Source organism: Endozoicomonas sp. SESOKO4 (genome assembly GCF_024606275.1).
Map to the genome: position 1 here is coordinate 1 of NZ_JAHHPS010000293.1, position 24,800 is coordinate 24,800.

Genomic DNA, 24,800 nt, shown 5'->3' on the forward strand with positions numbered 1-24,800 from the left:
GCTGCAGGCCATCCTCTTCGACCAGGATAACATCACATGTTTTTTGCCCACTGTGGATTCTACTTTTGTGAGACGACAGGCTATTAGCATTCTTGAAGAGCTTCCCGCATGGCCGCTGCTGGCCATCTTCCCTGAACACAATCAGGTCACAGATTTTTTGCTCCGTGTCGTATTTTTTTTTGTGATCTGACAGGGATTGTTGGCAATGGGTAGTCGCTACGGGTGTGAGACAACTCGAAGCTGATATACCCATTGGGCCTGTGAAACAGACAACCGAACAAGAAATCCCGCCTTCTTCTGGAAGAGTACGAGCACCCAGACTAAGTAACCCATCGATTATAATCTGGTCATCATCGGTGACAGGTGAACTCTCAGACATTTGCAGATCATCATTGAGTCGCTCATCAGGGGCAGTGCCAGAGGCCAGCCCTGCATTCATCGAATGTGTAGCGTATCCGGGGTCAAAATAGTGTCTGTAACCAAGGTCGTCTTCATTGGCCGAATGAGGGCGTAAGCTTTGTCCGGGTGTTGCTCCTGCTGGCCGGAATTGACAAACGCCATGACAGGGGTGAACGAAACAATTTAAACCTAAACTGTGCAAATGTTCTTGTGGACTTCCAGTACCATCGCCAGAGTCAAAATACAGGAGTTGAGTGAAAGAGCCAGCAGGATGGCTGTTAGCTGCCAGGACTTGCCGGCAGGATGATTCTGATGGCAAGTTTTGTGGTGGGTTTTCAACAGAGCCATGCATCATGGTAATAGTCACAAACGGGTGATCTCCCTCCATCAGCACAAAGATTCCCTCCTGTTGTTCAGTCGATTTATAGAGCGGTGAATCGAGGTTCCAACAGCCTTTTAAGAGCCAGACAACACCGAAAACTACTTCAACAGATAGCCATGAGCTTGCAGGAGCCTTTTTGGTGGTCATAATCAGTTCGTAAGCAACCAAAAGATGAATGGCATAAAGCCATTGCCACGAAATCGTCTCAATAATCACCGCTCTTGCTCCGTAACCTCCAGGTCTGCGTTGTTTTTCATCAGGCGACTTTGGTCTTGCGTAGCCATTGGTTCCGGTAAAGTCTGACGGGGTGCCTGATAATGAATACCGTTGAAGTTTTTTAGAAATGTTCTGTTCTGGAAAACCTGCATCCTGTTCAAGCTCGACAATATGATGCCTTGTCAATGCTTCGGTCTGGCAGACGACAAACAGCAACAGTAACAACAATGGCAAAAACAGTGGTAACAGCAGTGCCCCAAAAAGTGAGTGTTTAATAATTCTATCCTTGAGTTCTGGTTCTGAGAGAGAAAGGATAGATCAAGAAAACCTCCTGAAAGGACGGGTGTCAGATCAAGGACTGAGGTCATCGTTCTGGTCCAAATCAACAGGCTTGCGTTTTCGATGCACTCTTTTGTGATTAAAGAGGGCTCGAGCATTCCTGCAGACTGTCCCACATGGTTTCGGCTGGCCATGCTCCCCGACTACGGTGAAGTCACAGGTTTGATGGCCGGTGTGGTCTCTGAATTTATGATCTGCCAGGTTTTGAGCATTCATGCAGACCTTTCCGCATGGCTGTGGCTGGCCATCTTCGCCAAACACTTTTGCTCCACAGGTTTTTGGCCCGCTGTGTTTTTTTCTTTTGTGATTACTCAGGCTGCGAGCATTCTTGTATACCTTCCCGCATTGCCTCGACTGGCCATCCACCCCGACTGCTGTGAGATTACAGACTTGCTGCCCGGTGTGCTCTAGTCTTTTATGATGCGACAAAGATATTGCACTCTTGCAAACCGCATTGCATCCTTGCTGCTGGCTATCCTCCCCAACCACGATCAGGTGACAGGTTTGTTGCCCTCTGTGCTCTCTTCTTTTGTGACTTAGCAGGGCGTAAGCATTATTAGAGACCTTCCCGCATGGCCGCGGCAGGCCATCCTCCCCGACCATGGTCAGGTCACAGGTTTGTTGACCGCTGTGGACTCTGCTTTTGTGATCTGCCAAGGCCCGAGTATTCTTGCAGACTTTCCCACATGACCACTGCTGACCATCCTCTCCGACCACGATCACGCCGCAGGTTTTATGCCCACTGTGGATTCTGTTTTTGTGAACTGACAAAGCATTAGCATTCTTGCAGACCGTCCCGCATGGTCGAGGCTGGCCATCCTCCCCAATCACTGATTCGTCACAGATTCGTTGCCCTCTATGGTATTTGCTTTTGTGACATGACAGGGATCGAGCACTCTTGCAAACTGCACCGCATGGACGCTGTTGGCCATTCGTCTCGTTCACTGTCTCGTCACAGGTTTTTTGTTCGCTATGGACTCTGCTTTTGTGATCCCACAGGGCTTGAGAATTCTTACAGTATTTACCGCACGGTCGCTTCTGGCCATCCTCCCCGACCACGGTCACGTCACAGCTTTTTTGTTCAGTGTCGTATTTTTTTGTGTGATCTGACTGAGCTTGTTGCCATTGGCTAGCCACTCTGGTGATGAGACAACCGAGAGATGAAAAACCTTTTAGTCGTGAGGAATGGGCAATCGTACAGGAAATTCCATTTTTTTCTGGAAGACTATGACCTCCCAGACTGAGTAGCCCATCGATTATAACCTGGTCATCAGCTTTAGCAGATAAATTCCCGGGGATTTGCACATCTTCATTGAGTGTCCCGTCAGGGACAGTAGTAGATGTGAGCCCTACAGTCATTGAACGTGAAGCGTATCCAGAATCAAAATAGTGTATGCAACCATGGCAGTGTTTATTAACCGAATGAGGGTTTGAACTTTGTCCGGCTGATGTTCCTGATGGCCGGAATTGACAGACGCCATGACAAGGGTGAACGAAACAACTTAAACCTAAAGTGTGCGAGTAATGATGAGGGTCTCCGTTACCACCATCAGAGTCAGGATGCAGGAGATGAGTGAAGTAGCCTTTAGGGTGGATGATGGCTGACGGGACTTGCTGGCCGAACGATTCTGATGGCGTGTATTGAGGTGGGTTATCTCCAGAGCCGGGCATCACAGTTGTGATCGCAAACATATAACCCTCCTTTGTCAGCACGGAGGTTGCCACCTGTTGTTTAATCGGTTTAAACAGCGGTGAACAGAGGTTCCAATAGCTTTTTAAAAGCCAGCCGACAGCGAAAACGACTTCTACAGGTAACCATGAACAGGAGATGACGCTTATAGGGGCATCTTTGGTGGTCAGGATCAGATTATAAGCTACCAAAAGATGAGGGCCATCAAGCCATTGCCATGAAAGCGACTCCATGATGATCGTTTTTCCTCCATAACCTCCAAACCTGTGCCGATTTTCATCAAGCAGCGAAGTTGATCCTGCGTAGTCGTAGGTGTCGGTGAAGCCTGACGAGTCGCCCGGTGCTATACACCGGTGAGGCTTTATGAAAATGTTCTGTTTTGGAGAGCCTGCATCCTGTTCAAGCTTGACAATAAAATGTCTTGTCAACGCTTCGGCCTGACAGACGACAGACAACGATATTAGCAACAGCAGTGTCCCAAAGAGTGAGCCTTTAATAATTCTATCCTTGCGTTCAGATTGACAGAGAGGAAGGATAGATCAAGAAAATTAGTATGTTTTTCTCTCAGAGACCTTTCGCTGAAGCAGAAGATGGCACCAGACATAACTTCACTCGTTGTGCTCCACATCGAGAGGCTTGCGTTTCCGATGTCTTTTTTTGTGATCCGACAGAGCACTGGCATTCCTGCAGAGCTTCCCACATTGCCGCAGCAGGCCATCCTCACCGACCTCTATTACGTTGCACGAGGTTTGCCCGGCAGGTCGGGTTGTATCGGCTGTCCCGGCATCTTTTGATTCTGAGGCGACCCCGTCTGAGGCGACCACGTCCGAAGAGTTACAGCTATTGGTTGGTTTACTATCTCTGTTATGTGCCTGACATAGATGATCATTCGCACATTGGAACTGAATGGCAGGGGGACTATTTAATGCTTCCAAAGGTAAATACATTAAAGCGAGGTTTTAAGATGCTTTGCCAGTGAATGGGTGTGTTGCACGAAAGGTGACTGCTTGAGGTAATGGGCTTGCAGAATACTTGCTATCGGTCACCTATTCACCCTTTCATATCAAGCTTTGTCTCGAAATTGTCCCCTACAGAGAGAGGTAACAAGGTTAGAATGAACAAATAACAGCCAGATCTGACAATAGCCCTTTCACGAGCTTTTCCTGATCTATCCTTCCTCTCTGTCCACCAGAATGTAGGGATAGAATTATTAAACATTCCCTCTTTGCAGCACTGCTGTTGCTGATGTCTGCCTTCTGTCAGGCGAAGTCGTTGACGGAACGTTTTGTTGTCGAGCTTGAGCAGAATTCCGGTTCCCCAAACAAAAGCTTTTCTATAAAGCGTGGCTGTCATACATTGACGCAGGATCCACCAGTCATTGCCAATACCAACGGCGATGCAGGACCAGATTTGCCGCCTGATAACAAACGACACAAATATAAAAGTTACGGAATAAAAACGACCCTTATTAAGTCGATTTCGTGGCAGTGGCTTCACGCTGCTCACCTGCTGGTGGGTTACGAACTGATCCCGGTCACCAAGGACGTGCGTCTGAGTTCCACCCCTTATTTATGGCTACCTATAGAAGTGGTTGTTGTCAGTTGGCTTTTAAAAAGCTACTGGAATCCCACTTCACCGCTGTTTAACCACAGTCAACACCAGGAGGCAGCCTCTGTGCTCACACAGGACGGTCAACCGTTTGCGATCATCACTATGATGCATGGCTCTGGTGATAACCGACCACAATGTACACCACTAGAATCATCCGGCCAGAGAGTCGGGATAGCGAGCTGTCACCCTGCAGGCTCTTTCAATCATCTCCTGTATTCTGACTCTGATGGCGGTGACGGAGGGCCCCGGGAAAACTCACACACTTTGGGTTTCAATTGTTTCGTTCATCCCTGTCATGGCGTTTGTCAATTTCCGGGAGCAAGATCGGGACAAAGCTCACGCTCTCATTCGCTGAATGAACACGGCCTTACTTGCATAGGCTATTTTGGTCCCGTAAACGCAATACACCCAATGAGTCCCGCGTCTGCCAGCAACAATGGCCCTGACGGGGCAGTGAAAGATGATGTACCAACACATCGGAATGTGCCTGTCTCTGCTGATGACTTGGTTATAATCGATGGGTTACTCAGGCTAAGTAATCCCGGTCTTCCAGAAGGAAGCGGGATTTCCTGTACAGCTCCCCGTTTCTCATACCCAATCGGGATTTCACCTCTGGGTCGCCTTCCTTCCTGCAACGTGACCGTGTTCGGGGAGGATGGTCTGCAGCGACCCTGCGGGAAAGTCTTCAAGAATGTTCGATCCATGTCATCTCACAAAAGCAAATACCACACCGGACAAAAAACCTGTGACCTGATAGTGGCAGGGAAAGATGGTCAACAACAGCCATGCGGGGAAGTCTTCATGAATGCTCATACTCTTGCGAATCACAAAAGAAGCGTACATAGCGGGCAAAAAACCTGCAACGCAACACTGTTCACAGAAGATAATCAGCCGCGACCATGCGGGACCATCTTCAAGAATGCCCAATCTCTGTCGACTCACAAAAGCCAATATCATACCGGGCAAAAAACTTGTGAGGTGACCGTAATCGGGGAGAAGGGTCTGCGGCGATCCTGCGGGAAGCTCTGCAAGACGGCTAGTGCCTTGTTGGTTCACAAAAGAAACGAACACATCGGCGAAAAAATCTGTGGCATGACCGTGCTCGGAGGGGATGGCCAGCCGCATCCCTGTAGGAAAGTTTGCAAGAAACCTCAAGAGCTGGCGGATCACAAAAGAAGAGACCACAGCAGACAGCAAACCTGTGAAGAGACAGACATTGGGGAGGATGGCTTGCAGCGACCATGCAGAAAGATCTTCAAGAATACTAAATCCCTGACGGAGCACAAAAGCAGATACCACAGAGGGCCACAAACCTGTGGTGCAACAGTGGTCGGTGAAGATGATCAGCCGCGACCATGCGGGACAGTTTGCAAGCATGGTAAAGCCCTTTCGGATCACAAAATTCAAGTCCACAGCGGGCAAAAAAGCTGTAAGGTGACCATGGTCGGGAAGGATGGCCAGCCACAGCCATGCGGCAAGATCTGCAAGAATGCTCATGCCCTTGCAAATCACAAAAGCAGACAGCACCGTGAGCCAAGAACCTGTGAAATGATAACAGTTGGGGTGGATGGACAGCAGCAGTCATGCGGAAAGATCTTTAAGAATGTTCATTCCCTGTCGGATCACAAAAGAAGACATCGAAAACGCCAGCGTGTTGATGAGAATCAGGACGACGACAGAGCTCCTGAAGAAGGTAAAGTGAAAAGTGAATAAGCAACGATCAGACCGGACAGCAGCGCTCCCACGAGCTTTTCTTGATCTATTCTTCCTCTCTGTCAACCGGAATGCAGGGATAGAAATATTAAACAATCACACCTTACTGCACTGGTGTTGCTGATGTTGTTGTCTAACGTCTGTCAGACCGAACTATTGACAGGATCTTTTATTGTTGAGCTTGACCAAAATGCAGATTATCCAAATCAGAGTTTTTCTATAAAGTATGGCTGTCATACATTGCCACATTACCCGCCTGTCATTGCCGCCTCTAAAGTTTATGCAGAGTCAGATTTGTCATCTTATAACAAACGACAAAAAACGTTCAGTTATCGAATAAAAACGATTTTTGTTGAGTCGATTACGTGGCAATGGCTTTACAGTTGGCACCTGCTGGTGGTTTACGAGCTGATCCTGACCACCAGAATCACCCCTCTTGGTTCCACCTATTATTCATGGCTACCTGCAGAAGTGGTTGTCGTTGTCAGTTGGCTTTTAAAAAGCGATTGGAACCTCAATGCACCGCTGTTTAAAGCGCTTGAACTGCAGGAGTCAAGATCCATGCTGATACAGGAGGAGGATCATCCATTTGCGAGCATCCCTATGATGTATGGATCGGGAGATAACCCAACACAATACCCACCCTCAGAATCATCGGGCCAGCAAGTTACCAAAGCCACCACTGAACCTGCACGCTCTTTTACCAGTCTCCAGTATTTTGTCTCTGGCGACGATGAAGGAGACTCTCAACAAAACTCACATACTTTAGGTTTAAATTGTTTTGTCCATCCCTGTCATGGCGTTTGTAATTTCCGGATATCATTCGATAGTACAGAGTCCGTTGAATCGCAGCAGAACTCTCTGAATAGCTCGTACCCGTATTTGGCTGATGGACACCGCTTAAGTTGCGTAGATCAGAATGATCTTTCTGACGTTCAACTCCCATTCGATTATGACCCTGTATTTGATGGAAACCCTGGAGACGAAGTCGCCCATACCACCGACGTTGCCGGGTCACTCATTGATGATGTGGCATTGTTCGAAACCCTACCTTCCAAGACAGAGGATTTTGAGGTCGTTAATAAGTCACTCGATTTGCGGTATCTTCTCGAAGGAGACCAGATACTCTTTACTCATGACCATTCAGAAAGACAACCAACCACCACCGAATCATCCCAATTGGATCAGAGCCAACTTCATCTTTCTCACGAAGGAGCAATACCAGTTACACACAACACTAGACAATTCATATGTGATGTAACTGTGGTTGAGGAGAATGGTCTGCGACGACCATGCGGAAAGGCCTGCAAGAACGCTCGCGTGCTGTCGAATCACAAATGCGGATACCACCGCGGGGAACGAATCTGTGATGTGATCGTGATCGGGGAGAATGGCCAGCAGCGGCAATGCGGAAACGTCTGCAATAATGCTAATGTCCTATGGGAGCACAGAAGAAAAGTTCACAGTGGGCAACAAATCTGTAACGTTACCGTGGTCGGAGAAGATGGACAGCCAAGACCATGTCGGATGGTCTTCAAGAATGTTCCATCTTTGTCAACTCACAAAACCAAATACCACACCGGGCAAAAAAACTGTGCCGTGACCATAATCGGGGAGAATGGCCGGCAGCGAGCATGTGGTGTGGTCTGCAAGAACGCTGCAGCCCTGTCACATCATAAAAGAAGAGAGCACTCCGGACAAAAAATCTGTGATTCAACTGTGGTCGGGGAGGATGGCCAGCTGCGGCCATGCGGGAAGGTTTGTAAAAATATTCAAGATCTGTTGGGTCACAGAGGCAAAGTCCACAGATTACAACAAATCTGTGACAAGTTCGTGTTCGGGGAGGATGGCCAGCTGCGGCCATGCGGAAAGGTCTGCAAGAATGCTCCTGCCCTGTCGCTTCACAAAAGACGAGATCACACCGGGCAAAAAGCCTGTGACGTGATAGTGTTCGAGGGGGATGGCCTGTCGCGGCAATGCGGAAAGATCTGCAAGAGTAAAGAAGAGCTGCATTATCACAGAAGAAAACATCGGAAACGCAAGCCTGTTGATTTGGCACAGGACAATGATATCAGTCCTTGATCTGGCACCCGCCGTTCACGAGTTTTTCTTGATCTATCCTTCCTCTCTGTTAACCAGAATGCAAGGATAGAATCATTAAGCACTCTCTTTTTGCAGCACCGTTGTTGCTGATATTGTTGTTATCTGTCGCATGTCACGCGGAACCGTTGACAGAATGTTTTGTTGTCGCGTTTGAACAGAATACAGGCTCTCCAAACAAAAACTTTTCTATAAAGCCTGTCCGGCACACGTTGACACACAGCCCGTCAGTGATTGCCAAAACAAACAGCTATGCAGAACCCGATTTACCATCTGATAACAAGCGACATAGACCTGGCAGTTACGAAATGAAAACGCCCCTTGTTGAGTCGATTTTCTGGCAATCGCTTTACGTTTCCAATCTGCTGATGGGTTACGAACTGACCATGACCACCAAAGACGTCTCTCTTGGTTCGACCCCTTATTCATGGCTACCTGTAGAAGTGATTGTCGTTGTCAGTTGGCTTTTTAAAAGCTATTGGAACCCCCAATTATCCCTGTTTAACCCGATTGAACTACAGGAGGCAAACTCTGTACTGAGAGAGGGGGATGAGCCGTCTGCGACGATCAGTATGATGTATGGCTCTGGTGATAACCAAACACAATACCTGCCATCAGAATCAGCTGGCCACCGAGTCCCGGCAGCTAGCAGCCAACCTACAGGCTCTTTCGTTCGGCTCCAGTATTCTGACTCTGGCCGCAGTAACAGAGACCCTCATCAATATTTGCATAGTTTAGGTTTAAATTGTTTCGTCCATCCCTGCTGCGGTGTTTGTCAATTCCGGCCATCGGGAGCAACCCCCGAACAAATCTCATGTCCTTATTCAGAGAATATAAACATGCATAGTCGTATACAACATTTTGATTCTGGAAACGTAACGCAACCAATGAATTCAGGGGCCACCTATATTAATAAGCCTAACAGATCAGTCAATGACGATGTCCCAATGCCCGGGAATGTGCGTGTCTCTGTAAATGACCAGATTATAATTGATGTGTTACTTAGTTTGGGTGGTCGTAGTCTTCCAGAAGAAAACAGGACTTCCTGTACGCTTGCCCAATTTTCACGCCCGGTGGTGCCATCATCTTCGGGTTGTCTCCATTCCGGAGGGGTTACTCATTGCCAGCAAGCCCTTTCTAATCGTAAAAGAAGAGACTGCACCGTGCAGCTAACCTGTGACGTGATAGTGGCTGGAGAAGATGGCCAGCAACTACCGTGCGGGAAGGTCTGCAAGGGTCTTAGAACCCTGGAAAATCACAAAAGAAGAGCCCACACGGAGCAAAAAACATGTGACTTGAAAGTGGGCCGTAAGGATGGCCAGTCGAAGCCATGCGGAAAAACCTTCAAAAATGCGTTATCTCTGTCGGTTCATAAAAGCAGATCTCACAGTGGGCAACAAATCTGTGAGGTTAATGTGATCGGGGCGGATGGCCAGCGGCAGCCATGCGGAAAATCCTGCAAGAATACTCATGCTCTGTCCGAACATAAAAGAAGAAACCACGGCAGACATCAAACCTGTGAGGTAGCCGTGGTCGGAGATGATGGCCAGCAACGGCCGTGTGGGAAGGTCTGCGAGAATGCTAATAACCTTTCGATTCACAAAAGGAAACACCACACTGGGCAACAAACCTGTGACATATCCGTTGTCGGGGAGGACGGCCAACAGCGGTCATGTGGAACCGTCTGCAGTAATGTTCAGGAACTGTCATATCACAAAAGCAGGTACCACAGCGGACAACAAATCTGTGATATGAGTATGACCGGGGAGGATGGTGAGCTGCAGCCATGCGGGTCGGTCTGCAAGAATGCTCCCTCTATGGCAGTTCACAAAAGCAGATACCACAGCGGAAACAAAACCTGTGATGTGACCGTGGTCGGGGAGGGAGGGCAGCAGCGACCGTGCGGGTGGGTCTGTAAGAATGCTGGAGACCTGTCATCTCACAAAAAAAAAGTCCACACCGGCCAACAAACCTGTGAAATAAGCGTGCCCGGGGAGGATGACCAGTCGCGGCCATGCGGGATGGTCTACAAAAATGCTCTGTCTCTGGCAGTTCACAAAAGCAAAGTCCACACCGGACAAAAAACCTGTGATGTGGCCGTGGTCGGGGAGAATGGCCAACAGCAACCCTGCGGGACGGTCTGCAAGAATGCTCAATCCCTGTCGTCACATAAAAGAAAAGAGCATACCGGGCAACGAAGCTGTGATGTAAAATTCGTCGGGGAGTGTGGCCAGGAACGAGCATACGCCAAGGTCTGCAAGAGTGCCAGTGCCCTGTCGGATCACAAAAGAAGACATCGGAAACGCAAGTTTGAAGACCTGAAGAAGGATGATGACCTTAACCCTTGAGCTGACACCTTCTCCTACAGAGCCTTGTTACTTTATCTTTTTTACTGTGAGAAATTTTTCATCACCAGGGGTGACAAAAAATTGTTTCAGTCACTCATGGTTGATTTATGAGTGGGGTGGTCGTCTTGATTCATATCAACAAGCTTGCGCTTTCGATGTATTCTTTTGTGATCCGCCAGGGCTTGAGCACTCTTGCAGACCTTCCCGCACGACTGTGGCTGTCCATCCTCTCCGACCACCTTTGCCTGACAGGTTTTTTCTCCGGTGTGGTATTTTCTTCTGTGATCCGACAGGGCTTTAGCATTGTTGAAGACCTTTCCACATGGCCGCTGCTGGCTATCTTCCCCGTCCGCGCTCACCTTACAGGTTTGTTGCCCGCTGTGGACTTTGATTTTGTGATCCGACAGGACTTTTGCATTCTTGCAGACGGTCCCACATGGTCGCGGCTCGCCGGCTTCCCCTACCACTGTCACACCACAGATTTGTGGCCCCCTGTGGTATTTGCTTTTGTGCTCCGACAGGGATTTACTATTCTTGAAGACCTTTCCGCATGGCCGCTGCAAGCCATCATCCCCGACCCTTGTCTCTTCACACGTTTGTTGTTCGCTGTGGTCCCTTCTTTTATGGTCCAACAGATCTTGCAGACTCTTCCGGGCCTTCCCACAGGGTTGCGGCTGACCATCCTCACCGATCACTATCACGTCACAGATTCTTTGCCCGCTGTGGTATCCACTCTTATGAGACGACAGGGCTTTGGCATTCCTGCTGACCTTCCCGCATGGCCGCTGCCGACCATCCTCTCCAACCACGGTCACGTCACAGGTTTGTTGCCCTGAATGTTCTCTGCCTCTGTGATCCGATAAGCTTTTAGCACCCTTGAAAATCATCCCGCATGGCTGCGGCTGTCCGTCCTTCCCAACCACTATCAGGTCACAGATCCTATGCCCGCTGTGGTACCCACTTTTGAGATATGACAGAGTTGTGACATTCATGCAGACCTTTCCACATGGCCGTTGTTGGAGATCCTCCCCGACCACTGCAATATCACAGACTTGCCTCCCTGTCCGCACTTGTTGTTTTCGATTAGACGGAGTTTGTTGGCAATGGGTAGCCCCTCCGGAAGGAAGACAACCCGGGGATTTTCGAAGACTGAGTAAACCATCCACTATAATCTCGTCATCAACGTTTAAGGGAACATTCCCGGGTATTTGCACATTATCATTGAGTATCTCGTCAGGGTCACTGATAGAGACTGCTTCTGCACTCACTGGTTGTCTGGCATTTCCAGGACCAAAATGGTTTGTGCAACCAAGACAGTGTTCATTCACCGAATGAGGGCACGCGCTTTGTCCGGGTGTTGCTCCCGATGGCTGGAATTGACAAACGCCATGACATGGATAAGCGAAACAATTTAAACCTAAAGTGTGTGAGAACTCTTGAGGGCCTCCTTTACCATCGCCTAAGTCAGAATACATAAGACGAATGAAAAAACCTCTAGGGTAAATGGTGGCTTCCCGGACTTGCTGACCGGATGGTTCTGATGGTGGATCTTGTGGTGGATTACCACCAGAGCCATACATCAGAGTGATGGTCGCAAACGGATAATCCCTCCGTGTCAAAATAGTAGTTGCCCCCTGTTGCTCAATCGGATTAAACAGGGGTGATTCGGGGTTCCAATAGTTTTTAAAAAGCCAACCGAAAATGACGACCACTTCTACAGGCAGCCATGAATAAGGTGCGCAGCATAGAGGGGCGTCTTTGCTGGTCAGGATCAATTCGTGACCCACCAGCAGGTGAGTGGCGTAAAGCCATTGCCACGAAATCGACTTAATAGGGGTCGTTTTTATTCCGTAACGGCTAGATCTGTGTCGTTTGTCATCCATTGACAAACCTGGTCCCGCGTCGCCGTTGGTTTTGGCAATGACTGACGGACACTTAGACGATCTATGACAGCCACGCTTTATAGAAAAGCTTTTTTTTGGAGAATCTGGATTTGATTCAAGCTTAACAAAAAAATGTTCTGTCAATGCTTCGACCTGACAGACGACAGACAACAACAATATCGGCAACAGCAAGGCTGCAAAGAAGGAGTGTTTAATAATTCTATCCTTGCATTCTGGTGGACAGAGAGGAAGGATAGATCAAGAAAAGCTGGAGAAAGGACTGCTGTCAGATCTGACCGTTACTTATTCACTTTACCCTTTTCGCCTCAACTTCTTTAGAAGTGAAGGCATCATTCTGGTTCACATGAACAGGCTTGCGTTTTCGATGTTGTTTTTTGTGATCCGACAGGGCGCGGGCATTCCTAAAGACCCTCCCGCATGGCCGCTGCTGACCATCCTCCCCGATTACGGCGATGCTACAGGTTTTTTGCCCGGTATGGTATTCGCTCTTGTGAGTCGACAGGGCTTTGGGATTCTTGCAGACCGTCCCGCATGGCCTTAACTGGCCATCCCTCACGATTACAATCACGTCACAGGTTTTTTGCCCTTTGTGGAGCCTTACTTTATGATCCGACAGGACTTTACGATTCTTGCAAATATGTCCGCAGGGCCGCGGTTGGCCATCCTCCCCGAGCACGTTCACGTCGCAGGTTTTTTGCCTACTGTGCTCTCTGATTTTGTGATTCGTCAGAACATGAGCATTCCTGCAAACCACCCCGCATGGCCACGACTGACCATCCTCCCCAACCACTGTCTCGTCACAGATTTTTTGGCTGCTGTGCTCTTTTCTTTTATGTTCCGAGAGGTCATGAATATGCTTGCAGACCACTCCACATGGCCGCGGCCGGCCATCCTCTCCGATCACAGTTACTCCACAAGTTCGTTGCCCGCTGTGCTCTCTTCTTTTGTGCCCCGACAGGGCATAAGCACTTTTGCAGACCTTTCCGCATGGTTCCGGTCGGCCAGCTTTTCTTACCACTGGTACGCTACAGCTTCGTTGCCGGCTGCGTTCTCTTCTTTTGCGCTCTGACAGGACATGAGCATTCTTGCAGACCTTCCCACATGGCGGCTGCTGAACCTCGTTCTCAACCAGTCTCACGTCACAGGTTGGAGGACAAACCGAGGCTGAAGCCCCCATTGAGTCTGTGAAATGGGGAGTCGTACAGGAAATCCCATTTTTTTCCGGAAGACTGCGATCACTTAGACAGAGTAATCCATCAATTATAACCTGATCATCAGCAGAAACAGGCTTATTCACGGACACGGGCACATCGTCTTTAGCTGGGCCGTTAGGGTCATTGGTATAGGTGGAGCCTGCGCTCATCGAGTATATAGCGTTTCCAGGACCAAAATGACGTTTGCAAACAAGGCAGCGTTCATTCAACGAATGATAACATGAGCTTTCTGGCGACGTTGCAACTGATGGCCCGAATTGACAAAAGCCGTGACAGGGATGGACAAAACAATGCAAACCTAAAGTGTGTGAGTACTGTTGAGGGTCTCCGTTACCGTCGCCAAAGTCAGAATACAGGAGACTGGTGAAAAAGCCTATAGGCTGGATATTAGCTTCCGGGACTTGCTGGCCAGATGACTCTGATGGCGGGTATTGTGGTGTTTTATCGCCAGAGCCATGCATCATTGCCATGGTCTCAAACGGGCAATCCCCCAGTGTCAGCGCAGAGATCAACTCCTGTTGCTCAATCGGATTTAACAGGGGTAAATCAGGGTTCCGGCAGTTTTTTAAAAGCCAACTGACAATCAGAGCCATTTCTATTGGCAGCCATGAACAAGAGCTGGAGTTTAGAGGAGAGTCTCTGCTGGTCAGGATCGGTTCATAACCAACCAACAGGTTTGTGGCGTGAAGCGATTGCAACGAAATTGACTCAAAAAGGGCTGTTTTTATCCCGCAACTGCATGGTCCTTCGACAATGAAATGACCTGTCAAAGGTTCGGCCCGACAGACGACAGATAATAGCAACATCAGCAATAGCATTGCTGCAAAGGGTGAGTTTTGAATAATTCTGTCCCTGCATTCTGATATACAGAAAGGAAGGATAGATCAAGAAAACCTCGTGAAAGGGCTTCTGTCAGTTCTGACTGTTACTTATTCACTTTGCCCTCATCAGGACTGAGGCCTTCGTCCTGATTCACATCAACAGGCTTGCGTTTACGTTGTCTTCTTTTGTACTCCGACAGGTCATGAGCATTCCTGAAGGCCTTTCCGAATGACCTCGGCTGGCCATCCTCCCCGACCACGATCATTTCGTAGGTTTTTTGTTCGCTGTGAGCCCTGCTTTTGTGAATTGACAGAGATAGCACATTCCTGCAAACCCTTCCGCATGGCCTCGGCTGGCCGTCCTCCCCGACCACGGCCACGTCGCAGGTTTTTTGCCCGCTATGAGCTCTGCTTTTGTGATCGGACAAAGATGACACACTCTTGCAGACCTTTCCGCATTGCTTCGGCTGGCCATCCCCCCCGACCACGGTCACGTCGCAGGTTTTTCGCCCGCTGTGATCTCTGTATTTGTGAACTGACAAAGATGACGCATTCTTGCATACCTTTCCGCACGCCCTCGGCTGGCCATCTTCCCCGACCACAAGCACTTTGCAGGTTTTTTGCCCGCTGTGATTTCTGCTTTTGTGAACCGACAAGGATGACGCATTCTTGAGAACCTTTCCGCATGGCCGCAGCTGGCCATCTTCCCCGACCTCGGTCACATCACAGGTTTGTTGACCGCTATGGTCCCTTCTTTTATGATCCGACAGGGCTTTAGCATTCTTGAAGACCCGCTCGCATGGCCCTTGTTGGCCATCCTCACCAACCACTTTTTCGACACAGGTTTGTTGCCCCGAGTGGGCTCTTATTTTGTGATTCGACAAGGCCACAGCATTGTTGCAGACCTTCCCGCATGGCCGCTGTTGGCCATCCTCTGAGACCACTGTTATGTCACATTTTTTTTGCCCGCTGTGATCCCTGCTTTTATGAACTGATAGCAATTTCGCATTCTTGAGGATCTTTCCGCATGGCCGCATCTGGCCGTCTTCCCTGACCACGGTCACGTCACAGGTTTTTTGCCCGGTGTGAGCTCTTATTTTGTGATCCGACAGAGCTCGAGTACCCTTGCAGACCTTACCACATGACTCTTGTCGGCCATCTTCTCCGGCCACGGTCACGTCACAGGTTCGCTGTCCGGTACGGTTTCTTCTTTTATGATTCGACACGGTTTGCTGGCAATGGGTAACCCCTCCGGAAGGAAGACAACCCGCAGGCGAAGACACCACTGGGCGTGTGAAATAGGCAAACGTACAGGAAATCCCCTTTTCTCCTCGAGGACCAGAACCACGCAGGCTGAGTAAACCGTTGATTATCATCTGGTCATCAACAGAGACAGGCACATTCCCGGGCATGGGTGCATCATCATTGGCTGAACCGTCAGGGTCTTTAGTGTAGGCCGACCCCGGACTCATTGAGTGTGTTGCGTTTCCAGAATCAAAATGGCGTATACAACCATGGCAGTGTTCATTCACCGGGTAACGGCATGAGTTTTGCGCGGGTGTTGCTCCTGATAGCCGGAATTGACAAACACCATAACAGGGGTGGACGAAACAATTTAAATCCAAAGTGTGTGTGGATTGTTCAGGATCTCCGTTACCGTCGCCAGAGTCGGAATACAAGAGACCAGTGAATGAGCCTCCAGACTGAGCAGTAGTTTCCTGCGGGACTCGCTGGCCGGATGATTCTGATGGCCGGTACTGCGATGGGTTATCAACAGACCCATACACCATTATGATGGTCGCATACGGTTGGTCACCCTTTATCAGCACAGATGTTGCCTCCCGTTGTTCATCTGCATTTTGTCGAAGTTCGATAACAAAACGTTCTGTCAATGGTTCGGCCCGACAGACGACAGATAACGACACTAGCAACAGCATTTCTGCAAAGAGTGAGTGTCGAAGAATTCTATCCTTGCGTTCTGGCATAGAAAGGAAGGATAGATCACCTTATGAGAGGATGGGTGTCAGATCCGGGACCGAGGTCATCGTTCTGAGCCGAATCAACAAGCTTGCGTTTTAAGTGTTTTCTCTTGTGCTTTGTCAGGGATCTGGAATTCTTACAGACCAGGCCACATAGCCGCTGTTGGCCATCCTCTCCGACCACGCTTACGTCACAGGTTTTTCGCTCGCCGTGGGCGCTTCTTTTGTGATCCGACAGTGCCTGAGCGTGCCTGCAGACTCTCCCACATAACCGTGGCTTGCCATCCTCCTCAACCACGGTCACGTCACAGATTTTTTGTCCGGTGTGGACTTTGCTTTTGTGACACGACAGAGCCTGAACATTCTTGCAGACAGCACCGCATGGCCGTAACTGGTCATCCTCTCCGACCACTTTTATGTCACAGTTTTTTGGCCCGCTGTGCTCTCTTCTTTTGTGATTCGTCAGTCTTCGAGCATTCTCACAGAGCTTTCCACATGGCCGGGGTTGGCCATCCCCCCCTACCCATGTTTCGTCACAGATTTTTTTTCCGGTGTGGTATCTGCTTTTGTGAACCGATAGGTCTCTGGCATTCTTGCAGACCTTCCCGCATGCCCATTGCTGGCCACCCTCTCCCATCACGATCACGTCACAGGTTTGTTGCCCGCTGTGGGCTACTCTTTTGTGATCCACGAGAATTTTGGCACATTCGCAAACTACCCCGCATGGCTGCTGCTGGCCATCCTCCCCGACCACGATCACGTCACAGGTTTTTGGCCCGCTATGATCTTTGCTTTTGTGAACTGACAGAACTAGCGCATTCTTGCAGACTTTTGCGCATGGCCGCGGCTGTTCGTCCTCATCGATCACGGTCACGTCACAGCTTTTGTGCCCGCTGTGAAGCCTTCTTTTATGATACGCCAGAGCTTTAGTATTTTTGCAAACTTCCCCGCATGGCTTCAGCTGGCCATCCTCATCGACCAGGGCCAGGTCGCAGATCCTCTGCCCGGTGTGGTCTTTTCTTTTGTGATTCAACAGGGCCTGTTGGCAATGGGCTCCCCCTCCGGAAGCAAGACAACCTGAAGGTAAAGTCTTCATTGAGTGTGTAAAACGGGTAAACGCAAAGGAAATCCTGTTTTCTTCTGGAAGACCCTGACTACTTAGACTGAGTAGCCCACTGATGATAATCAGGTCGTCAGGGGTGACAGGCAAATTCCCGGGCAATGGCACATCACTACAGGTACGTCTGGTGGGGCCAGTGTTGTAGGCGAGCCCTGCACTTTGTCCGGGTGTTGCTTCTGATGACCGGAATTGACAAACCCCATAACAGGGATGGGCGAAACAATTTAAACCTAAAGTGTGTGAGTTTTGATGAGGGTTTCTGTTATTGTCACCAGACTCAGAATACAGAAGACGGGTGAAAAAACCTACAGGGGCGCTGGCGACTGCCGGAACTTGCTGGCCTGATGATTCTGATGGAGGGTATTGTTGCGAGTTATCTCCGGAGCCAGGCACCATAGAGATGATCGCAAACGAATGACCCTGACTCGACTGTTGTTCAATCGGGCTAAATAGCGGTGAACCAAGATCCCAATAACTTTTTAAAAACCAACCAACAGCGAAAATCGCTTCTAAAGGCAGGCATGAACGAGAGGTAAAGCTAATAGAGGCATCTTTGGTGGTTAGGATCAGTTCACAAACAACCAGCAGGGGAGTGGTGTATAGCCAGTGCCATAGAATCGATTCAATGATGATCGTTTTTAGTTCGTAACCGACTGGTCTGTGTCGTTTGTCATTAAGCAGAAAATCTTTTCCTGTGCAGGCGTTTCTGTCAACAATGAATGACAAAGTACACGACAATGCACGCAGTACACACTTTATAGAGAAGCCCAGGTTTGGAAAAACTGCTTTCTGTTTATGCTCGACAATACAGCCTTCTTTCAATGGTTCAGCCATAGAGATGACAGACAGCGACAATAGCAGCAACAGCAGTGCTGCAGAGTATGAGTGTTTAATAATTCGATTCTTGCGTACTAATTTAAAGAGAAGAAGGATAGATCACCTCATGAAAGGAGGGTTGTCGGATCAAAGACTGAGGTCATTGTTCTGGTGCACATCAACAGGTTTGCGTTTTTGATGTTGTCTTTTATGGTTGGATAGGGCTTTAGCATTTTTACAGACCCTCCCGCATGGTCGCTGCTGACCATCCTCCCCGACCACGGCCTCGTCACAGGCTTGTTGCCCGGTGTGATACCACATTTTGTGATTTGACAGGGCCTGATCATTCTTGAAGATCTTCCCGCATGGTCGCTGCTGACCACCCTCCCCGACCACTGCCTTGACACAGATTCGTTGCTTGCCATGGGATTTTCTACGGTGATAACACAAGGTTATGGCATTGCTAAAGACCTTTCCGCATGGCCGTTGTTGACCATCTTCCCCGACCTTAACCACTTGACAGGTTTGTGGTCCGGTGTGGTCTCTTCTTTTGTGATCTGCCAGAACTTGAGTATTCCTGCAAACCTTTCCGCATAACTGCTGCAGGCCATCGTCCCCCACTACTGTCTCGCCACAGATTTTTTGCTCACAGTGGTACTTGCTCTTGTGAACCGACAGAGCCAGAGCATTCTTGCAGATTTTTCCACATGATCGCTGGCCATCCTTCCCGATCACGGTCACGTCACAAGTTTGTGGTCCACTGTGTTTTCTTCTTTTGTGATCCGACAGGGTCAGAGCATTCTTATAAACTGTTCCACATGGCCGCTGGTGTCCGCCTTCAACTACCATCACGTCACAAATTTGTTGGCTGCTGTGGTCTGCTCTTTTTTTATTTTTATTCGAGAGAGCTTTAGCATTCTTGGAGATCTTCCTGCGTGGTTGCGTCTGGCGATCCTCCCCGACCACTTTCTCGTCATAGGTTGGCTGCTCGCTGTGGATATTTGCTTGGTCATCCAACAGTTCTTGTTGGCATTTTTTAGCTCCGAATATAATATTCTCGGGTACTGGCAGAGCTTGTAATGTATCTTTCCGGGAAAGATGCGTTTGACTCTGATCCAACAGACTAAGTGACTCAGTAATGAACTCAAAATCATTAACAGTGGAAAGCAAACCCCTGAGCATTAGTTCATCATCATTGAGTAAGCCGATAGCATCAGTTGTATAATCGATTAAGTCTGAGGCCACTCCGTTTCCATCAGAAGTATCAATTAGTATTCCGAAAATTGATTCTTCTTCGGAATGTTTAGCCTCTACAGTATCAGAAGTACCTAAGCAACCAGGACACTGTCTATTCGCCAAATGCGGGCATGAGTTTTGTTCGGGTGTTGCTCCCAATTGAGCAACGGATACTTCTGCCCTCGCCTCTGGAGTGTGGATCGTTGCATAGGGCTCTGCCAAGTGGAACTCAGCGGCACTTCTGCTATCAAATAATGGTCCGAACTGACAAACGCCACGACAAGGATGGACGAAACAATTCAGACCCAAAGTATGCAGGTGTTGTTGAGGGCCTCCATCACCGCCACCATGGCCGTAGTCAGTATTCTGAAGACTAGTGAAAGAGCCTCTGTAGTGGCTCATTGTCTCTGGGGCTTGCAGACCGGATGGTTCTGAAGGCGGGTATTGTTTTTGGCCATGTCCGGAGCCATGCATCATGGTGATGATCGCAGACGTTTGGTCTTGAGTCAACTGTACTTCCACCGGGTTAAACAGCGGTGAATCAGGGTTCCAATAACATTTTAAAAGCCAACCGACAGTGACAACCAATTCTGCAAGTAGCCATGAATAAGGGGTAGAGTCAGGCGATGAAGTTGACCCCAGATGGCCCTCTTTTTCGGAAATTTCTGACAGGTTGTCTGTTAATGTATGCCGGTTGAGCTTGGTAGAAAAATACCGGTTTGGAGAAACTGTATTATAGTCAAAGTCAACAACAAAACGGCTACCAAACAGTTGAGCCTGACAAACGACAGATAACGACTGTAGCAGAAAGAGCGATACCGCAAAGTATGAACGTTTAATAATTCTATCCTTGCATTCTAATATACAGAGAGAAAGGATAGATCATCTCATGAAAGGATGGGTCTCAGATCGGGGACTGAGGTCACTGTTCTGTTCCTGATCAACAGCCCTGCGTTTTCGATGCCTTCCTTTATGGTTCGACAAGGCTTTGGCGTTCTGGCAGACTACCCCGCATCGGTACTTGAGCCCATCCGTCCCAACCAATGTTACGTCGCAGGTTTTTTTCCCACTGTGGTATCTGCTTTTGTGATCCCGCAGAGCTTGAGCATTCCTGCAGACCTTTGCGCATCGCCGCTGTTGTCGATCCTTATCAACCACGACCAGGTCACACATTTTTTGCCCTGAGTGGTAGTTGCTTTTGTGAGATGACAGCGCTTGTAGATTCTTGCAGACCTTTCCGCATGGCCATAGCTGACCATCTTCTCCGACCATGTTCACGACGCAGGTCTGTTGCCCGCTGTGGACACTTCTTTTGTGTTCCACCAGATTGCGAGAATTTTCGCAGGCCATTCCGCATGGCCGTTGCTGACCATCCTCTCCCACTACTGTCATTTCACAGGTTTTGTGCCCGGTATGGTATCTGCTTTTGTGAGATGACAAAGATGGAGCATTCTTGAAGACCGTCCCGCATGGCCTCTGTTGGCCATCCTCGCCGACCACAGTCAGGTCACAGGTTTTTTGACTGCTGTGCTCTCTTTTTTTGTGATCCGACAGGGCATGGGAATTCATATAGATCCTGCTGCAGGGCCGCTGCTGACCATCTTCCCCGATCACAGTCACGGTACAGGTTTGTAGTCCGGTATGTGCTTTTCTTTTGTGCTCCCATAGGCCTTGTGCATGCTTGAATATCTTCCCACAGAGCCGCTGCTGGTGATCTTCTCCGACCACGGCCACGTCACAGATTTTTCCCCCACTATGGTATTTACTTTTATGAGTCGACAGGGAAGCAGCATTCTTATAAACGCTCCTGCATGTTCGCTGCTGACATTCCTTCGCCACCACTGTCAGGTTGCAGTTCGCCCGCTTGGCAGGATTCATTGTATCGGCTACAGCAGCACCTTTTGAGCCTGAGGCGTCCCCGTCTGAGACGACTCCGTCCACAGGGTTGCGACGACAGCAATATCTATCAGCCATGGAGGGGCATGAGCTTTTTTCGGATGTTACCTTTGTACATCCTGTCGAACTTTCTACGGAATTCAGCGCTCCGCTATCGGATGAGTCGAATGATGGTCGCAATTCACAAACGCCACGACAAGGATGGACGAAACAATTGAAACCCAGAGTATGTGAGTGTTGTTCAGGGCCTTCGTTACCGTCACCAGAGACCGAATGCAGAAGGCCTGTGAAATAGCCTGCAAGGTGAGTGGTTGTTTTTGGGGCTTGCCGGTTAGATGATTCTGATGGTGGATATTGTGGCTGGCCATGTCCGGAGTCAAACATCGCAGTGGTGGCCGCAAAAGGGTAATGCTGACCCGCCTGTTGTTCAATCAGACTATGCGACGGTGAATTAGGATTCCTATAGTTTTTAAAAAGCCAACCGACGATGACAACCACTTCTATGGGTAGCCACGAATAAGGGATGGCGCTTATAGAGGCATCTTTGGTGGACAGGATCAGTTCGTAAGCAACCAGTAAATGGGTGAAGTAAAGCCATTGCCACGAAATCGTTTCAATGATGGTCGTTTTTATTCCATAACTATCAGCTCTATGTCGTTTTTCTTCAGGCAGCAAAGTTAATCGTGCGTAGCCGTCTGTATCGGTAATGCCTGGCAGGTCGCCCGGCAATGTATGCAAGTCAGGTTTTGTAGAAAACCTCTGGTTTGGAAAAACTACATTCTGCTCAAGCTCGACAATAAAGGGTCGTGTCAGCGATTCGGCCTGACAGGTGACAGACAGGAATAAAAGAAGCAACAGTGGTGCCGCAGAGAGTGAATGTTTAATAATTCTATCCTTGCATTCTAATTTACAAAGAGGAAGGATAGATCACCTCATAAAAGGACGGGTGTCAGTTATTCATTCACTTTACCTCCTTTAGAACTGAGGCCATTATCCTGGTTCAGATCAAAAGGCTTGCGCTTTCGATGCATTCTTGTGTGCTCGGACAGGGCTTCCGCACTCTTGCAGACTTTCCCACATGGGTGTTGATGCCCATCCAGCCCGACCAATGTCATGTCGCAGTTTTTTTGCCCGATGTGGCTTCTTCTTTTGTGATCTGAAAGGGCTTGAGCATTCTTGCAAACCTTTCCGCATCGCTGCTGCTGGCCATCCTTATCAACCACGGTCAAGCCACACTTTTTTTCCCCTGAGTGGAAGTTGCTTTTGTGAGATGACAGAGCTAAAGCATTCTTGCAGGCCTTTCCACATGGTTGCCCATTGCCATTCCCCCCGACTACGGTAACGTCACAGATTTGTTTTCCGGTGTGGATTCTGCCTTTGTGATTCGACAGGGCCTGAGCAGTTTTGCAGACCATTCCACATTGCCGCTTCTTGCCATCCCCGCCGATCACGGTCACCTCACAGGTTTTTTCCCCGGTGTGGACTCTGCTTTTGTGAGATGACAAAGCTTGGGAACTTCTGCAGAGCTTCCCGCACGGCCTTGGCTGGCTATCCTCCCCTACTACAGTTACGTCACAGGTTTGTTGCCTGGTGTGCTCTCTTGTTTTGTGATCCGACAGAGCTTTGGCACTGATGTAGATCTTCCTGCATGGCCGCTGCTGACCGTCTTCCCCAATCACGGTCACGGCGCAGATTTGTGGTCCGGTGTGTGCTTTTCTTCTGTGATCCGACAAGCCTTGAGCATGCTTGCAGACCTTTCCGCAAGGCCTCTTCTGACCATCTTCCCCAACCACAGCCACGTCACAAATTTTTTCCCCGCTGTGGTATTTACGTTTATGAGACGACTGGGCATTAGCATACCTAAAGACTGTCGCGCATGTTCGCTGCTGACTCTCCTTCCGTACCAAAGTCAGGCAGCAGGTTGCAAGCTTTACAGAGTCAATTGTATCGGTTGCACCAGCACCTATTAAGTCTGAGGCGACCCCGTCTATGGCGATTCCGCCTTCAGAGTTGCAATGGTAGCCATGTCTTTTGGCCAAACGGGAGCATGAGCTTTGTTCGGGTATTACTTCTTTGTGTCCTGTCGAACTTTCCACGGAATTCAGCACTCCGCTATCGGATAAGTTGGATGATGGTCGCAACTCACAAACGCCATGACAGGGATGGACAAAACAATTTAAACCCAGATTATGTGATTGTTGTTCAGGGCCTCCATTACCGTCGCCAGAGTCCGAATACAGAAGACCCGTGAAATAGCCTCTAAGGTGATTGTTGGTCTTTATGGCTTGCTGGTCAGATGATTCTGACCGCTGGCCCTGTTGTTGGTCATGTCCAGCGCCAGGCATCATAGTGGTGATTGCAAACGGGTGCCCCCCATGAGCCAAAATAGATGCTGTCTCTTGTTCAATCGGGTGAAACAGCGTTGAATCTGGGCTCCAATAGCTTTTTATAAGCCAAACGACAGTAATGACCACCTCTACCGGTAGCCGTGAATAAGGCTTGGAACGTAGAGCTGCGCCTTTGGTGGTCAGGATCAGTTTGTAACCAACCAGCAGGTGAGTGGCGTAATGCCATTGCCAGAATATCGACTCAATAAAGCTCGTTTTTATCCCGTAACTGTTAGCTCTATGTCGTTTGTTATCAAACAGCACGTCTGATCCTGAATACCCGTTTGTATTAGCAATGATTAACGGGCTGTGCGTCAATTTATGCTGGTCACACGCTATAAAAAAGTTCTGGTTTGGAAAACCTGCATCCTGCTGAAGCTCGACAATAAAGCGCTTTGTCAACGGTTTGGCCTGACAAACAACAGGCAACGACAGTAGCGGCAACATCAGTGCCATAAGGAGTGAGTGTTTAATAATTCTATCCTTGCTTTTCGGTTTACAGAAGGGAAGGATAGAACACCTGATAAAAGAGATTTCTACAACAGCATCCGAGCAGTTAAGATATTTTACTCAGCGATACAGACAGAGGTGACATGAAAATTTTTCTGGTCGGCGGTGCCGTCCGAGAC

General features: G+C 49.0%; 13 protein-coding genes. 3 read left to right on the forward strand and 10 right to left on the reverse strand.

The window, feature by feature from the left end; translation table 11 throughout:
• The 3 genes from KDK16_RS05480 to KDK16_RS05490 all read right to left on the reverse strand — a co-directional run.
• Positions 1-1,225 (reverse strand): hypothetical protein (locus KDK16_RS05480; protein ID WP_257275046.1); only part of this gene is annotated, 1,225 nt, incomplete at its 3' end.
• Positions 1,226-1,348: 123 nt separating this feature from the next.
• On the reverse strand, positions 1,349-3,493 hold the full coding sequence (locus KDK16_RS05485) for a hypothetical protein (RefSeq protein WP_257255399.1): 2,145 nt from the start codon (positions 3,491-3,493) through the stop codon (positions 1,349-1,351).
• 141 nt (positions 3,494-3,634) lie between these two features.
• On the reverse strand, positions 3,635-3,973 hold the full coding sequence (locus KDK16_RS05490) for a hypothetical protein (RefSeq protein WP_257255400.1): 339 nt from the start codon (positions 3,971-3,973) through the stop codon (positions 3,635-3,637).
• Between the two features lie 325 nt (positions 3,974-4,298).
• Between KDK16_RS05490 and KDK16_RS05495 the strand changes: the two genes are divergently transcribed.
• From KDK16_RS05495 to KDK16_RS05505, 3 genes are all read left to right on the forward strand, one after another.
• Positions 4,299-6,350, forward strand: a complete 2,052-nt coding sequence (locus KDK16_RS05495; RefSeq protein ID WP_257254321.1) for a hypothetical protein — start codon at positions 4,299-4,301, stop codon at positions 6,348-6,350.
• Between the two features lie 123 nt (positions 6,351-6,473).
• Complete coding sequence (locus tag KDK16_RS05500) at positions 6,474-8,432, forward strand: hypothetical protein (RefSeq protein WP_257254320.1); 1,959 nt, start codon at positions 6,474-6,476, stop codon at positions 8,430-8,432.
• A 146-nt stretch (positions 8,433-8,578) separates the two neighbouring features.
• Complete coding sequence (locus KDK16_RS05505; protein ID WP_257275047.1) at positions 8,579-10,798, forward strand: hypothetical protein; 2,220 nt, start codon at positions 8,579-8,581, stop codon at positions 10,796-10,798.
• An 86-nt stretch (positions 10,799-10,884) separates the two neighbouring features.
• Here KDK16_RS05505 and KDK16_RS05510 read toward each other — a convergent pair whose 3' ends face one another.
• From KDK16_RS05510 to KDK16_RS05540, 7 genes are all read right to left on the reverse strand, one after another.
• Entirely contained in the window at positions 10,885-12,825 is a 1,941-nt protein-coding gene (locus KDK16_RS05510; protein WP_257275048.1) for a hypothetical protein, read from the reverse strand.
• A 163-nt stretch (positions 12,826-12,988) separates the two neighbouring features.
• Positions 12,989-14,734 carry a hypothetical protein gene (locus tag KDK16_RS05515; RefSeq protein WP_257275049.1) on the reverse strand — a complete coding sequence of 582 codons (1,746 nt, stop codon included), beginning with the start codon at positions 14,732-14,734 and terminating at the stop codon, positions 12,989-12,991.
• A 107-nt stretch (positions 14,735-14,841) separates the two neighbouring features.
• Positions 14,842-16,674: a hypothetical protein gene (locus KDK16_RS05520; protein ID WP_257275050.1), complete on the reverse strand. Its 1,833-nt coding sequence runs from the start codon at positions 16,672-16,674 to the stop codon at positions 14,842-14,844.
• 64 nt (positions 16,675-16,738) lie between these two features.
• Positions 16,739-18,670, reverse strand: a complete 1,932-nt coding sequence (locus KDK16_RS05525; protein WP_257275051.1) for a hypothetical protein — start codon at positions 18,668-18,670, stop codon at positions 16,739-16,741.
• 129 nt (positions 18,671-18,799) lie between these two features.
• Positions 18,800-20,476: a hypothetical protein gene (locus tag KDK16_RS05530; protein WP_257275052.1), complete on the reverse strand. Its 1,677-nt coding sequence runs from the start codon at positions 20,474-20,476 to the stop codon at positions 18,800-18,802.
• 294 nt (positions 20,477-20,770) lie between these two features.
• A complete protein-coding gene (locus KDK16_RS05535) occupies positions 20,771-22,639 on the reverse strand; it encodes a hypothetical protein (RefSeq protein WP_257275053.1) in 1,869 nt (622 codons plus the stop codon).
• Between the two features lie 98 nt (positions 22,640-22,737).
• A complete protein-coding gene (locus tag KDK16_RS05540; protein ID WP_257275054.1) occupies positions 22,738-24,618 on the reverse strand; it encodes a hypothetical protein in 1,881 nt (626 codons plus the stop codon).
• Positions 24,619-24,800 lie beyond the last annotated feature (182 nt).

Excerpts from the sequence above, each read along its gene's own strand:
- KDK16_RS05540 (WP_257275054.1), bottom strand. The coding sequence starts at position 24,618 with ATGTTGCCGCTACTGTCGTTGCCTGTTGTTTGTCAGGCCAAACCGTTG.
- KDK16_RS05515 (WP_257275049.1), bottom strand. The coding sequence starts at position 14,734 with ATGCTATTGCTGATGTTGCTATTATCTGTCGTCTGTCGGGCCGAACCT.
- KDK16_RS05500 (WP_257254320.1), top strand. The coding sequence starts at position 6,474 with ATGTTGTTGTCTAACGTCTGTCAGACCGAACTATTGACAGGATCTTTT.
- KDK16_RS05490 (WP_257255400.1), bottom strand. The coding sequence starts at position 3,973 with ATGTATTTACCTTTGGAAGCATTAAATAGTCCCCCTGCCATTCAGTTC.
- KDK16_RS05525 (WP_257275051.1), bottom strand. The coding sequence starts at position 18,670 with ATGGCTGAACCATTGAAAGAAGGCTGTATTGTCGAGCATAAACAGAAA.
- KDK16_RS05520 (WP_257275050.1), bottom strand. The coding sequence starts at position 16,674 with ATGCTGTTGCTAGTGTCGTTATCTGTCGTCTGTCGGGCCGAACCATTG.